Origin of the sequence: Caulobacter sp. UC70_42 (assembly GCF_044056025.1) — a bacterium.
Lineage (GTDB): Bacteria > Pseudomonadota > Alphaproteobacteria > Caulobacterales > Caulobacteraceae > Caulobacter.
In genome coordinates this window covers 925,200-939,208 of the sequence record NZ_CP171994.1, presented here as the reverse complement: position 1 = coordinate 939,208, position 14,009 = coordinate 925,200, and the positions used below count along the sequence as shown (strand labels likewise).

Sequence of the window (14,009 nt, the reverse complement as noted above, 5' to 3'; positions counted from 1 at the left end):
TCGGGCCTAACTGTAGAGGGCGGCGATAGCCGCATCGATCTTGGGTTTGGCCGCGCCCTGCACCACCAGCTTTTCAATCTCTCCCAGGGATGCAGCCGATGGCAACGGCAAAGCTTCGAGCTCGAAGGCCGAGACGGCGACACTTCCGCTGATGCAACGGAAGACTTGGTCAACGATCGGGCTGCTCAGCAAGGCTGCGATGACGCCCGCCGAAACGCGAGGGCGGCCTACGGGCAAGATCATATTGAGATGGTTCTCGACGACTACGCCGCCATGTTCGGCGATAAAGGCCGAAGGCAATTCAGCGCAGATCAGGCGACGCGACTGTTCCTTGGCGGTCGTGCGCTGGAGCAGGACGCAAGGCTTATCCACGCGCAGCCACCCGTCACGAGGCTCAAGCTTGAAGTAGGGCTCGTGATTGCGCCGATCTGCGCGGAAAACGAAGCGACCATCCGACGTCACCGCTTCAGCCCAAATAAGCGGAAGAGCGCCCTTGATCTTGTGGCGGCGCAACTGATCCTTGAAGCGGTTCCAGACCAGAGGACCGGTCGAGACCTGATAGCCGAGGTCGCTCAGGCGCGAGCTCATGGCTTCGACATGCGCAATCAACGCGCTGTGCTCAGGCTCGCGCGGCGCCATCCAAGGCGAGCGCGGATTTTTAGGAAGGCCCACGGTGCCGTTGCGGCGAACCTCGGCCTCGCGCTCGTTGGAGACAGTAAGATAGTGGACCTGTGCGCGGCCAGGTTCTGCCCCGCGCTGGTAGACCGCCAGTAGCGTCTCCTGCAGAACGTCCTCGAAGACACCGCTGCGGGCATGAACGAAATCGAAGGCGATAGGGGGAGCTTCATCCGCCAGCAGACCACGAAGCGCGGAGAAGTATTGGCCCGCTAGGAAGCTCGTCGGTGTCAGATAGGCGATCAATCCGCCGGGACGCGTCCACCGCAAGGCGATGTCGGTGAAGACGCCATAGAGATTGGCGTGACCATAGAGGCTGCGGGCGAAGCGCTGGCGTTGCTCGGGTGTCAGGCCGATACGACCATAAGGCGGATTGCCGATCACGAGATCGAACTTCGCTTTTGGTGGCTCCTCAAGTGTGTCGACGATGCGGACCAGCCTGGGGATTGGCTTGCCTGCGCGCTGGGCGAGGCCTGCGAGGAGGACTTCGAGCGCGGTTTGAGCAAGGTCGGCCGCATAGGGGTCAAGCTCAAGGCCCAGAAGCCGGGAGCCGATCTGCTTGAGGGCCAGGGCGGGCGCACAGTTGCCCAACGCATCGATGACGCGCTTGGCAGCCGGTAGAAGGAAGGCACCGCCGCCGCAGGCCGGATCGAGTATCTTGACGGTGCGCCAATCAACGCCCGCCTCGCTCGCCATATCGAGCAAACGCTCGGCCAAGGCCGGCGGTGTGTAGAACGCGCCCAACGCTCCACGCTGATGATCGGGGAGCAGGGTGGTGTAGAGGCCGGTTATCGAGTGCGCCCCTTCCAGCAGCGGCAAACTGGCGGCGAGTGCCCCGATGCTTACTGCTAGCCCCTTGGCGGCGGCATCCAGCGAGCCATGCGGCGTCGCCAGCGGGGCGCTGGGCTCAAGGCCGGGCTCGGTTTGGTTGGCGAAGGCGACCATCGCGGCGCGCGCGAAGAGCGCGGCGTGGTCGATGCGGCGGGCTTCCGGAACCGTTTTCGGCCCAGGCGCGTGCGAGCTGGCGAGCGCGTCCCAGCTCCAATCGCACAGCGTCAAGGTCGGCGAGGACGGGGCCTTCGCTAACGATCGCTATGGGTTTCGCACGCGCCAAAAGCACCCCTCACACTCCGTCGTAGCCGGCGAAACGATAACCCGTTCTCCGACCGTTCTTCGCTTGTTGCAAGATGCCGACGTCAAACACGGACGCGAGTAGGGAGGATGCCGCTAACAAGACGGATTTGGGATTGGGCAATCCTCAGTAAGCGTCCGGCCGCTGCACGTCGGTCAGGTGTTGACGTGATTTCCGCTCTTCCAGGCCCAGGGCAGCAGCTCGTCGAGGCGGTTGACGGGGTGGCCGTCGACCATGCGCTCGAGCACATCGCGCAGGTAGGCGAAGGGCTCGACGCCGTTCATCTTGGCGGTCTCGATCAGCGATCCGACCACGGCCCAGCGGTCGCCGCCGCCGTCCGAGCCGGCGAACAGGTGGTTCTTGCGGCCCAGGGCGATAGGCCGGATCGCGCGCTCGACGGGGTTGTTGTCGAGGTCGATGCGGCCATCGGTGAGGAACAGGCTGAGGGCGTCCCAGCGGCCCAGGGCGTAGCGAATGGCCTCGGCCAGGGCGCCGCGCGGCGGCACGCGGGTGAGCTGACGTTCGAACCAGGCGTGCAGGGCATCGACCAACGGACGGGAAGACTCCTGACGCGCCGCCCGTCGCAGCGCCGCCGACTGGCCGCGCACCTGGGCTTCGATGGCGTAGAGCTCGCCGATCCGGCGCAACGCCTCGACGGCCACGGGCGCCTTGGTGGACTCGGCGATCTCATAGAACTTGCGCCGAGTGTGCGCCCAACAGGCCGCCAGCTTGACGTCCCCGGACGCCGTCAGCGGTTCGAAGCCGGCATAGCCATCGACCTGGAGAACGCCCTTGAACCGGCCCAGATGGGCGGCCGGGCGCTCGCCCTTTCGGTCCGGCGCATAGACATAGACCGTGCCCGGCGGCTCGGGTCCGCCCCAGGGTCGATCATCACGGGTGTAGGCCCAGAGGCGCCCGGTTTTGGTCCGGCCCCGGCCAGGATCCAGCACCGGGATCGGCGTATCGTCGGCGAACAGATGGCCGCTGGCGAACAGGTTTTCGGCCAGCCTGTCGTGCAGGGCTTGCAGCCACCAACAGGCTCCGCCGACCCAGCCGGCCAGTGTCGAGCGTTCCAGATCCACGCCATGCCGAGCAAAGATCTTGGACTGCCGATAGAGCGGGGTGTGGTCGCAGTATTTGCTGACCAGCACCTGGGCCAGCAACGCTGGCGTGGCCAGGCCGCCGTCGATCGGTCGCTCCGGCGCCGGCGCCTGGACCACCGTGGCGCAGGCCCGGCAGGCATACTTGGGGCGCACGATCCGGATCACCCGCATCTGCGCGGGGACCCAGTCCAGCATCTCGCTGACGCTCTCGCCGATGCTGTGCAGCGCGCCACCGCAGGCGCAGACCGGGCTGGCGATATCGATCAACCGGTCTTCGCGCGGCAGGTGGTCGGGGAGCGATTTGCGCTTGGGCTGAGCCCTCGCGGGCGCCGGCAGGATGTCGGGCCGGCGCGCTTCGGCGGCGGCCAGATCGGTCTCGACATCCTCCAGGGCCAGCGCCAGTTGATCGGCGTCCAGGCGCTCGGACCGGCGGCCAAACTGGGCGCGCTGGAGCTGCTTGATGATGGCTTTGAGCCGCTCGATCTCGCCGTCCCGCTCACCGACGAAGCCAGCCATTTCGCGCACCAACTGATGCAGCAAGGCCGTGTCGGTAGGCAGGTTTTCGAGATCCAGCCGCATGCCCGATTCTACTATTTTCGGAGTCCGCGACCAAGCACTTTCCCCTTATTTGACAGGGGTTTTGGCGTGGTTTCAGCCGGCGATGGCGGGCCTCCAGGTGCGCTCTGGGAACCGCCAGTCGATGCCTTCGATCAGCATGGCCAGTTGTGCGGGCGTGAGCACGACGCAGCCGCCTGGCGTGGTGATATGGGGCCAGATGAAGCGCCCGCGTTGCAGTCGCTTGGTGAACAGGCACAGCCCCGTTCCGTCCCAGTAGAGCAGCTTGATGGTGTCGGCCTTTCGTCCCCGGAAGGCGAACAAGTGGCCCGAGAACGGGTCTTCCTTCAGCAGGTCTTGCACCAGCATCGACAGGCCGTCGAAGCCCTTGCGCATATCGGTTTGACCCAGCGCCAGATGCACCTTCACGCCGGAGGGGATGATCATCATCGCGCCGCCTCCCGCTGGGCCACGTACCGTCGGACCTCGTCCGGATCGCTCCCGGGCGGCGCGAAGACCCGGCGTCCGTCGCCAAGATCGACCGCCACCGCGCCTTCGGGAATGGGCAAGGGGATGCCCGCCGTGGGCGCCTGGCCCGCTGCCTTGAGGCCTTCGCCAACCAGGCGAACGCGAGCCAGCCGGGCGCGCTGGTCCTGGCCAAGGCCCATCTGGGCGCGCCACCGGAACACCATGCTGGTGACCACGCCGTGCTTCCTGGCCACCGCGCTGACCGTGGCGCCGGGCGCCTGTGTCTCGGCGACGATGGCGCGCCTTTGCTCGTCGTTGAACGTCCGGCGGCTACTCCGACCATCACCGTCGCGGACGGTCCTGGTCGCGCCCGTCAAGCCGGATTCCGGCGTCCGGGCCTTAGCACTAGTGCTTCGTCTGGGGCCCACATACGGGCGGGCGCTGGGATGAACGAGCTCTCGCCAATCGATCCCAAGGGGGTCTTCGTCCAGGCGTTGACGCCACTGACGCAGCGACGACGGTGTCAGTCGATGGGCGCTGGCGTACTCTGCGGCGCTCAGTCCGCTCCACAGTTGGGCCTCGACGTGCATGGCCCAGAACGCCTGCACGGCCCTGTTGCGGACCTCGCTGGCGGAGCGTCGCGGCGGAGGCTTTCGCTTGCTCGAAGGCTTGTGCTGCAAGGCGTCGGCGTCACCGATCTTCTTCAGCCAACTGCTGAAGACGCCGGGTTTGAGCTGGTGCTCGCCGCAGTACGCCGCGCGCGACAGACCGCTCAGCCGCCAGGCCTCGATGTGGACCGCCCAGTAGGTCCGCAGTCCTCGGTTTTGGTAGCGCTTCGACGCCACGGCCGACCTCCCTCGATCATCAGGAGCCCGACATGGTTCGTCTCATGGAAGGAGAACAAGAGTGCAACAACCGAACGCAAACAATCCTCAAAAACCTAGGGCTAGATAAAAGGACAGGGACCTGGCGGTCCCATGTCATTGATGGTGTTGGGCTTTTACAGGAACCTGCCTGAACCCCGAGGTTCCTCACCAACAGGCTTCGTCCATAATTTCAATGCCTTGACGGGGACCTTCGTCCTTTTTGGGCGTCTTCTCACTCGCCGGTTCCCGCCCTGGAGCGCTTGGCGGAGCAAGGGCCGGACGGGCTGATGAGCGTCAAGGGTGGCGCCTCCGGCGCCATCGCGGAGCGACGGCGAAGCCGCCCTTGACCCTCACCAGCCCGCCCGGCAAGAGGCTCTCCAAGCGCTCCAGGGCGAGCCCCGACCGTGTCCGGTCCTGGCTCCCGCCAGCCTCGGCTGGCCTCTACTTTCTGAGGCGTATACCTGGGCCTGCGGTGTCGTCGGCGTAGATGAAAATGATCCCGCTCTCCTCCAGCACCTTCTGAAGGCCGTCTAGCGTCCGGGTCTGCATTCCGCCTATGCCGGACTCAAAACGCTGTACCGTGGACGGCGAAATACCTGCCGCCGCCGCTAGTTCACGAACACCCAGACCGAGCGCCGTCCGAGCCAATCGGATCTGCATTGGCGTCAGCATTTGGGTCTCCGTAACAAGAATTTCATACGTGGTATTGACTCCGTGGAGTCTGTGTGCGAAGTATTGCGTACACTGTTCTCAAACTCCACCGATCTGCGTGCGGATCGGACCGAGCGCTTGCGCCGGGAGCCCCATCATGTCCGAAGACAAAGCCGATCCGACCGCCATTTCCCGCCGCACCCTGCTAGGCGCGACGTCAGCCGCTCCACTGGTCTGTACGGCGCTAGAGAGCGCGCCGCCGGCTAAGGACAGCCTGGTCGGCCGCTGCGCCCAATGGCTCGCCGCTGAGTTCGAGGCCGATGCGCTAGCGCGCCGCTGGGCCGCGTTGGAGATCGTGGCGGCCTCTGACTACGACTATTTCCGCTTGAGCGATCACCAGCGCCGAGGCCTGCCCATGGGGCCGGAGATGGCCGCCATTGAGGTGCAGCTCAACGACCTCTGGAACGACCAGAAGGGTCACTTCAACGCCGTCGCGAAGATGGCGCCCAAGAACATCCATGAGGTCGCCAGCCTCTTGGTCGTCGCGGCCACGATCGATGCACGCGACACCGGCCCCACAGGCCCGCTCTTGCGCCGGGTCATGAAGTTCTTCGACAAGGCGATCTGCCCAGGTTGCGGAGCGCCGTATGTGCCGCTCAGCCTCCCCGAAAAGCTGACGAAGTCACCCGGCGTCTACCGCCGGGTTCTTCTGACTTCGCGACCTTCCGGGCTTCTTGCCGTGCGCGGATCGCATCGCCAGGCTGGGCGGTCCCCCTCCACGCTGACGAAATCGCCGGCTTACCGCAAACCCGCCGCCGACAGTCGCCGCCGAATATCAATGTCCCAATCGTCCTCGAACGCGGAGCGCGGGCGAGGCGGGCGCCGGCGGGCGCGGACCTCCGCCGCCCTTTGGGCGACCGCCATAGCTTTTGCCAACACGCGGATCGGGCGGGGTGGGGTCAAGGACGGGATCGCCAATCTTTCGGCTAGGGAGAAGCGGCCAGGCCCGCTCGGGCGGCAGCTCGTTACGCCGACGCACTCGCCCCATGTCGATGATGAACCGTGAGAGGTTCTCCTGCGCGGTCAGCAGGTGGTCGCCCAGCAGCTTGGCGCGGGTGATGTAGCCGGCGTTCACGCCCGGGATCGAGTGGTTCATCATCAGGTGCATGTCGATCTCGGAGAGGCCGCAAGCCTGCCCGAGGGTCCGATAGCTCTGGCGCAGATCGTTTCCCCACTTGAAGAGGGTCTCGCGCTTCTCGTCGTGCTCGACCAGGTGGCCCACACCGCTGTTGGCCGCGAAGATCCAGGTCCGGGCTTCCTTGGGGTGCATCAGCCGGCTGGCGCGCATGGCCCGCACCAGGCACCGCATCATCGGACGAGACAGCGGAATGTCGAAGGCCCTGGAAGGCCCGCCCTTCGGGTTGGGAATCCGCAGCAGCCGCTTGCCGAAGTTCACGTGCTCGACCTTGGCTTCCAGCAGGGCGCCGGGCCGGCTTCCCGACAGCAACAGGAAGAGGTGGAACTCGCGGCGGATCGGGTGACGCAGCCGGCCGGCTTCCGTGAACCAGCGCGGCAGATCGCTGGCGCCGCATTGCGGTGTCGCGACGCCGCTCGACATTCCAGTCGACGCCGAAGGTCGGATTGTCGGCGGACAGGGCGCGGCAGGTTTTGCGGGCGTGGTTGTAAACCGCGCGCAAGGTCCGCATCGCGCCGTTGGCGGCGTAGGGGCCGTGCGCCTGGCTCATCTTGTCGTGCCGGTCGGCGACCATTCTGGGGTTCTCGCCCAGGGTCATCAACGGCAGGTCCAGCCAGTCGCGGAGCATCCGCTCCACGTGGTCCTTGTAGCTGGCGATGGTGGCCGCGCTCCGGCCGCGCCGTTCCATATGGACATCCCGATAGCGCGCCCAGGCTTCCCGGAGCGTCGGGCCGGTGTCGGGCTTGGGCGCGGCGACCGAGCCCTCGGGCGGCTTGCCCTTGGCGATGGCGGCCAGCTGGGCCTTGGCCTCGGCGCGGGCTTCGCGCGCGCTGATATCCTCGACGCCGCCGATGCGGACCTTGACGCTCCGGCGCCGGGAGCCCTGCCAGAGGTCGCCCTGGGCATAGTAGGTCTTGCTCCGCGCGCCCACCATGACGAAGAAGCCGGGAAGGCTCTCGTCTCGGGCGATGTACTGGCCGCCGCCCGAGAAGGGCAGGGCGGCGACGGAGCGATCCGTCAAAGCCAGGCGAAGGGGATCGGAACGGGAACGGCCCATGGAACGCATCCGGAACGCTAGGACGGTGGTTAGGACGGTGGTTGCACACGCGGCCAAAACCATCCGGGATGTTTCCAGAGTGGCCTTCGGTTTGATTTTATCAAGCTACGGCAATGGGTTAGGGAATCCGCGAGAAAGAAAAGCTATCAGCGGGAAACTGGCGGCATGTCCGACCCCGCCGGCTACGAATTCTGAGGGTCGGACGTTCGAATCGTTCCGGGCGCGCCATTTTCTTCAATCACTTAGGCCCGAGTGGGCTGTGATTGGTCCCTGAATTTACAGGCGATTTACACCGGGATTTACAATCCCGGTTTTGGCGCGTTTTCGCGGCCGTTCTCCCTTACGTCTTCGCCTTCCGGGCCTCCTGCTTCCGACGCGCCGCATCGATCTTGGTCTCGGGCGGAATCCGCCAGATTCCGGCGATTGGCCTGCCGGCGGTAGATCTCGGCGGCGCGCGTCGATGTGTGCTCGAGCTGGCTCATGATCTCGGAATCGCTGGCGCCGGCGATCGCCAGCTCGACGCCGCGCGTGTGCCGCAGGCCATGGAGGGTCAGGTTCGGCCTGACCTCGCCGGCCTCGGCCAGGCGCTCGATCAGTCGGTCGACGGCCTGGTTGAGGGCGCGCTCCTGGAACCGGTCGCCGCGCCGATTGTAGGCGAGGATCGGCCCGCGATCGGGCGTGGAGTTGAGAAGGGCGGTGAGGCGGGCGTCTTCCGGCTTGTCGCACTGGACGCGCCGCTTCTCGGTCAGCCAGTAGAGCCGCCGTTGCGGATGCCCATCGGCGTCGTGTCCCTGAACGCGCGCTGCAACGGGTAGGCGGCAAATCGTCCCGCGACGAAACCGCCCCACCGGCCGAGCGCCACGGCGCGGGCGAGGCCCGGCATCTTCCGCGCCAGCGCCAGCTCGATGACGGCGGCGACCTCGTGCTCCTCCCAGATCGGATTCTTCTCCGGCGCGCCGTGCGGACGCCGGACCTTCTTCACGTGGGTGAACGGGTCGGCCTTGAGACGCTCGTCGATGATCGCCGGCCGCAGCGCGTTCTTCAGGACCTGCATGTTGATGTTGGCCACGCGATGCCCGCGCTTGGCCCATGCGTCCTTGAGGCCGTTCACGAACGCCATGTCGATGTCGATCAGGAGGATGTCGCCCGCATCCTCGGTTATCTCGTCGATGCAGCGCTGGTAGCCGGACTGGGTGGACCGCGCCAAGCTCAGGAACTCTTGCGAGCGGTTGTAGGCGTGGAGGACGCCGCCGAGCGTGCCGGCCGACGGGATCTTGGCGCGCTCGATCTTGTCCAGTTCCGCCACGATGGCGGCGACCTCGTCGCGAAGGGCTTGCGAGTTGTCCGGGCTGTTCAACGGCCGCCGGAACGAGCCGCGCCGAAAGTAGAGCTTGATACCGGTCGCCGACCTGACCCGCTGCACGAAGGGTATGGGCGTGTCGTTCATCGCCGCGCGCCTCCGCGCTTGAGGGCGCGCTGGCTAGCGCGCGCCAAGGCGTCGTTCCGACGCTCCTCGCCAGCCAATTTGGTGGGCTGCGGAGCGATCGGGGCGGTGTCGTCCGAAGCGCCACGGCCGTGCCGCAGCAGGCGGCTCGGCAGGCCCTCGATCCAGGCGTCGATGTCCTTCCGGCGCGCAACGCAGAAGCTTCACGCCCAAGGCCACGGGAGCGACCGGGCAGGTGCGCGCCATGCTGTCGGCGGACATGCCGACGTAGGCGCAGACCTGCTCGCGCGTCAGCAGCGCGGGCCAGGCTTCGGGGATGCCGCCGATCAACGTGCGGGTATCGCCCGCAGCGTGATCCTCGGCGCGGTTGACGATGACGGAGTCGGGCCGCGCCGGCGGGCGGCTGCGCGATCGGGCCTTGGGCGGCGGTGTGTGTTCGGAGAGCGGCATGGCTCGGCCTTCGGGCGTCAGAATCGGCACCTGATGAGTGCGTTGAGAATCGCCGATAGGGTCGTCTCCGGATTTGGTAAAGTAAAAAATCCGAAAATCGCCTCATATGGCGTGGTTCGAAATCATCATCGCCAGATAAGTGAAAATAGTCGTGAATCACGACGTTCAGCTATTCTGGGCGAGATTTGACGAAGTTCCGATTTTTTGCTTTTGAAGCGGCGATGGAATTAGAAATCAATTTAATGAGCGGCGGATTCGTCCGCCTGGCTGTCGAGGCTGAGTGCCTCGAACACGTGGCCGAGCTGCTTCGGCGCGAGCGCGCCCTGATCGGGCGCTCTGAGGTTAGCGACCTTGCTAGTGGCGCGACGGGCGACTGCTCAGGACGGGTCCTGATCCCGGCTCAGCGGATTCAGATGATTAGAGAGGTGTAGGAATGGAGATTTCCGCGACGGGGAGGGAGTCCCTCAGCCGACGGCGGATCGGGACCGATCCTTCGAAGGTCTGATCGAAGCGCGGAGGCGTGCCGCCTCTGAGCTTGAACGCTCGGCTACGTTCAGCGAGACGGATCGTCTTGTGCTGCCGCTGGCGCTCTCGATCGCGCGGCTGTGCGCCCGTCTTGATGCGCAGGCCGTTTACGGCGGCGTCGATCGCGCTGGGAGACGGGGATGAACGCTCTTCCGCCCGCGGGCTCGAGCATCGCCATCTACGCCCGCTACTCGACCAATATGCAGACCTTCAAGTCGATCGAGGACCAGGTCGCCATTTGCCGCGCCTATGCGGAACGACACGAATGGGAGGTTGTCGCCGCCTATCACGATGCGGAACGTAGCGGCACAACGCTGGTCGGGCGTGACGGCTTCTTCGAGATGATGGCCGCGGCCGAGCGCGGCGAGTTCACCGTGGTGGTTGTCGAGGACGTCGACCGCCTTAGCCGTAACGCCGCCGATACCCACAGCCTGTTCCAGGAGCTGGACGATCTCGACATCACCGTGTGTACGGTGAGTTCGGGTCTGGTGTCCGAGATGGAACTGGCGTTCAAGGCTGTTCAGAACAGCCAATACGTCAAGCAGCTCGCTCAAAAAACGAGGCGGGGCCAGGAAGGGACCGTGAGGAGCGGACGTATCTCCGGCTCCGTCGCCTACGGTTACAAGAAGGCGTTCTTGCCCGACGGCAAGAATGGCCACCGCGTCATCGATGAGGCGGAGGCTCGGATCGTGCGGCGGATCTTCAAGAGTTACGCAGCCGGGATGAGCACCATCGACATCTGCAGGATTCTAAATGCCGAAGGCGTTCCTGGTCCGCGTAACGGTGTTCGGAACCCTGGCGCGCTGACCGGCACCAAGGCGATCGCCAGCGGCATCCTGCGGAACAAGACCTACGCTGGCGAATTCGAGTGGGGGCGTACGAGCCGCAAGCGCAATGCGCGGAGCGGCAAGGTTAAGGTCAAGGCGACCTCTGCGGCTGATCGGATCGTTTCCGAGCGGCCCGACCTCAGGATCATCGACGACGTCTTGTTCGAGCAGGTTCAGGCTCGGCTGGAGGAGCGGTCCAATGGCCACTTCGGCGAATACCGCGCGCCGGACTACCTCTTCACCCGCAAGACCGTCTGCGGCGTGTGCGGTGGTTCGAGCGTGCTGCTGAACAAGCGGATCGGCTGCTTGGGTCACGCCAAGCGTGGGACCTGCTCCAATAAACGCCGCGTAAAGCGCGAGGATCTCGAGCAGGCGGTGTTGAATGGTCTGCGGGACCATCTCCTCAAGCCCGAGATCATCGACGCTTGCATCGCCGACTATCGACCGGATAAGCGTCAGGAACGTCTCTTTGGCGCTCTGAAGCTGGCCCAAGTTGTCATTGTAATACTTTTCGAACGCGGTCTTCTCGCTATCGAAATCGAGCGACGCCATCCCTTGCCTCCCGACCAGACCTGACTCTCTTCATGTAAGCTTTGCCTCGCGCCGGGCGAGCGCCGCGCCAAACGCACGCCGACTAGTTGATCGCAGGGTTCTGCCATGTTGCCAAGGTCGAGCTTGGATGGGGTGCCAAGCCGCGGCCGACCTCGCGTCGCGCAGCCGTCGTCGTTAGGGGGCGATCCAACCTGTTCACCCAGAAGACGTCCGTAAAAGGGTCCTTCGTCGGCAGCCCCAGGGCGACCGAATGTCCGAAGTCTGGCGCGCGGTCCCGAGGGCGGCTCTTGGCGCCACCCTGCATTGGACGGGAGATCACTGGCGCGAGTTGCGCAGGTTGGCGAGCCCCGGACCGTGAGGGCGAGCATCCAGTCGCCACTCGCATCAGATCGGAACGAGCACTACGCCGCGTGTAGGCAGGTCAGGGTAGTGATAATTCAAGCTTGACTATCAATGGTCGCCCCCAATCACGTGCATGGCGCGCGATGCAACGCGCCCAGCAGCGAGGACGCGATGAGCATTGGCGGTGATATTCTTCTATCGACTAGGCGCGCCTGGAAGCCGTTCGAATTGCATTGGCGCTCCGTGGCCGTCTATGCGGCCATTCTCTGCCTCCTGTTTACGGTGCTCGTCCTAGTGCGCCTGTGGCTCGGGGGGGCGACAGAGTCGTTCCGGACATTTATTGTCAGCGTCATCGACAATCTGGCGGCAGCGGTGCTTGCGGCGCTGGTTGCCGCAGTGTTGCTATTCGTCTTCTTTCCAAAAACCAGCTTGCAGGAAGAACTCGCGGTTCTCGACTCCTTGATCTTCCCCCGAGAGAGTGGACGGGGTTAAGCCGCTCTACGTTCGGCCTCGGCGGGGCTGATATAGCCTAGAGCCGAGTGCAGGCGACGGGAATTGTAGAAGCCCTCGATATAGCCGAACAGATCGCGCCGGGCCTCGGCGCGGGTGGCGTAGATCCGATGATGGACGCGCTCGGTCTTGAGGGTGTGGAAGAAGCTCTCCATCGGGGCGTTATCCCAGCAGTCGCCCTTGCGGCTCATGGAGGGGGTGATGCCGGCTTGGGCCAGGGCCGAGCGATAGGCCTCGGCGGCATATTGAATGCCGCGATCCGAATGATGGATGAGGCCGGGCGCGGGCTTTTGGCGTGCGATGGCCATGGTCAGGGCTTCCAGGGCGATCTGGGTGTGCAGGGTGTCGCGCATCGACCAGCCGACGAGTTTGCGGGTGTGCATGTCGAGGACGCCGGCCAGGTAGAGCCAGCCTTCGCCAGTCGGGATGTAGGTGAGATCGGCCAGCCAGACCTGGCCTGGAGCCGCCGCCTGGAAGTTGCGGGCGAGCCTGTTGGGCGCGATCGGATAGCCATGGCGGCTGTCGGTGGTGCGGGTACGGCGAGGCAACGCGGCCAGGCCGCGCAAGCCCGCCCGGCGCATCAACCGCTCGACCCGCGAGCGCCCAACGCGGCGCCCATGACCGCGCAGGACGGCGTGGACGCGCGGCGAACCATAGGTCCCACAGCTCTCGGCATGGATCAGGCGGATGTCCTCGGTCAGCGCGCGATTGGCCGCCGCCCGCCGGCTCTCGGGCCTGACGCGCCAGGCATAGTAGCCGCTGGCCGACAGACCCAGGACCCGACACATCACCCGAACCGGCCAGGCGCCGCGGTGCTCATCGACGAACCCGAACTTCATCGGGAGGCCGCTCCGAAGATGAGCGCGGCTTTTTTTAGGATGTCGCGCTCCATCCGCAGATGGTCGTTCTCGCGACGCAGGCGGGCGTTCTCGGCGGCCAGATCAGACGGCGACGGGGCCGGCGCTTGCGTGTGGGCGCGCCGCGCCGGCCCCATCACCTGCGTCCCGTACTGCATCATCCATCGTCGCAGGACCGTCTCGTGCAGGCCCAACTCCCGGGCCACCATGCCGGCCGACAGGCCGCTGCTGGCGACACGGTCAACCGCTTCTCGTTTGAAGGTCTCCGGAAAGACCCGACGCTTCACGCTCATCAGACACTCCTCTCCAGCTCCGAAAAGCTAGCATGGGTGTCCACTCAAGCGAGGGAGGATCAACCGTGGTGAGGAAGGCCGGCATCGCTTCGGTGGTGGAGAGAGTCATGGCTGTGACCTGATAATGCTCGCGAACGAGCTGTCAGGGGCTCCTTGAAGTCGCAACCCATGCTCGGAGCCCCGGCGAGCACGGCAATTCGTGCTCTAGAGGGCGGCGGCGTAGGCGTAGCTCTCCTCGTCATTCGATTCTGCGCGCCATTTTCCCGCATTAAATCAAACGCTTGCGGTTTTCTCGCGAGCTCGGCCCGTTGTGGTCGGCCGTTTAGACCGGGGTCAGTGAATTCAAGCGATCTTTCGCAGCTTCCGGTCAGCTCAGTGGCGGAGCTTCGGCGCCTTTCTGGTCCGCGTGGCGGCGCGCCATTCGATGGCCCTTCGCTGAAGAGGCGAGGGGACGAGCGCTTTCCGTCCGGGCGGGACAGCCCTGACATTTGGACCAAATTGTCGCCA

Annotated in this window: 12 protein-coding genes and 1 pseudogene; 3 read left to right on the top strand and 10 right to left on the bottom strand. The window is 65.3% G+C overall.

Annotation, left to right across the window (positions count from 1 at the left end):
* Positions 1-6: 6 nt before the first annotated feature.
* The 5 genes from ACHMW8_RS04820 to ACHMW8_RS04800 form a co-directional block, all read right to left on the bottom strand.
* Positions 7-1,734 carry a class I SAM-dependent DNA methyltransferase gene (locus ACHMW8_RS04820; RefSeq protein ID WP_395444911.1) on the bottom strand — a complete coding sequence of 576 codons (1,728 nt, stop codon included), beginning with the start codon at positions 1,732-1,734 and terminating at the stop codon, positions 7-9.
* A 228-nt stretch (positions 1,735-1,962) separates the two neighbouring features.
* Positions 1,963-3,489: an IS66 family transposase gene (tnpC, locus tag ACHMW8_RS04815; RefSeq protein WP_062095310.1), complete on the bottom strand. Its 1,527-nt coding sequence runs from the start codon at positions 3,487-3,489 to the stop codon at positions 1,963-1,965.
* 72 nt (positions 3,490-3,561) lie between these two features.
* On the bottom strand, positions 3,562-3,915 hold the full coding sequence (gene tnpB / locus ACHMW8_RS04810) for an IS66 family insertion sequence element accessory protein TnpB (RefSeq protein ID WP_062095312.1): 354 nt from the start codon (positions 3,913-3,915) through the stop codon (positions 3,562-3,564).
* Positions 3,912-4,778, bottom strand: a complete 867-nt coding sequence (gene tnpA / locus ACHMW8_RS04805) for an IS66 family insertion sequence element accessory protein TnpA (RefSeq protein WP_062095314.1) — start codon at positions 4,776-4,778, stop codon at positions 3,912-3,914. Before tnpA ends, tnpB begins: the two co-directional genes overlap by 4 nt.
* Before the next feature lie 462 nt (positions 4,779-5,240).
* Entirely contained in the window at positions 5,241-5,471 is a 231-nt protein-coding gene (locus ACHMW8_RS04800; RefSeq protein WP_395444910.1) for a helix-turn-helix domain-containing protein, read from the bottom strand.
* A 97-nt stretch (positions 5,472-5,568) separates the two neighbouring features.
* On the opposite strand from ACHMW8_RS04800, the gene ACHMW8_RS04795 reads away from it, so the two are divergent.
* Positions 5,569-6,516 carry a hypothetical protein gene (locus tag ACHMW8_RS04795; protein WP_395444909.1) on the top strand — a complete coding sequence of 316 codons (948 nt, stop codon included), beginning with the start codon at positions 5,569-5,571 and terminating at the stop codon, positions 6,514-6,516.
* Between the two features lie 955 nt (positions 6,517-7,471).
* On the opposite strand, the pseudogene ACHMW8_RS04790 reads toward ACHMW8_RS04795, so the two are convergent.
* From ACHMW8_RS04790 to ACHMW8_RS04775, 4 genes and pseudogenes are all read right to left on the bottom strand, one after another.
* Positions 7,472-7,702: pseudogene (locus tag ACHMW8_RS04790) on the bottom strand (integrase); the annotation flags it as partial.
* A gap of 299 nt (positions 7,703-8,001) precedes the next feature.
* Complete coding sequence (locus ACHMW8_RS04785) at positions 8,002-8,550, bottom strand: site-specific integrase (protein ID WP_395444908.1); 549 nt, start codon at positions 8,548-8,550, stop codon at positions 8,002-8,004.
* Entirely contained in the window at positions 8,448-9,008 is a 561-nt protein-coding gene (locus ACHMW8_RS04780; RefSeq protein ID WP_395444907.1) for a hypothetical protein, read from the bottom strand. Before ACHMW8_RS04780 ends, ACHMW8_RS04785 begins: the two co-directional genes overlap by 103 nt.
* A gap of 174 nt (positions 9,009-9,182) precedes the next feature.
* On the bottom strand, positions 9,183-9,596 hold the full coding sequence (locus tag ACHMW8_RS04775; RefSeq protein WP_395444906.1) for a hypothetical protein: 414 nt from the start codon (positions 9,594-9,596) through the stop codon (positions 9,183-9,185).
* Between the two features lie 665 nt (positions 9,597-10,261).
* Between ACHMW8_RS04775 and ACHMW8_RS04770 the strand changes: the two genes are divergently transcribed.
* Both ACHMW8_RS04770 and ACHMW8_RS04765 read left to right on the top strand, forming a co-directional pair.
* Positions 10,262-11,524, top strand: a complete 1,263-nt coding sequence (locus ACHMW8_RS04770; RefSeq protein ID WP_395444905.1) for a recombinase family protein — start codon at positions 10,262-10,264, stop codon at positions 11,522-11,524.
* A gap of 489 nt (positions 11,525-12,013) precedes the next feature.
* Positions 12,014-12,334: a hypothetical protein gene (locus ACHMW8_RS04765; protein WP_395444904.1), complete on the top strand. Its 321-nt coding sequence runs from the start codon at positions 12,014-12,016 to the stop codon at positions 12,332-12,334.
* Here the strand turns inward: ACHMW8_RS04765 and ACHMW8_RS04760 are convergent.
* Positions 12,331-13,502 (bottom strand): IS3 family transposase gene (locus ACHMW8_RS04760; RefSeq protein WP_395443854.1). Its coding sequence is split into 2 segments (ribosomal slippage): positions 12,331-13,229 and positions 13,229-13,502, totalling 1,173 coding nucleotides; the frame shifts between segments, so codons are not numbered across the junction. The two genes, ACHMW8_RS04765 and ACHMW8_RS04760, sit on opposite strands and share 4 nt — an antisense overlap.
* Positions 13,503-14,009: the final 507 nt, after the last annotated feature.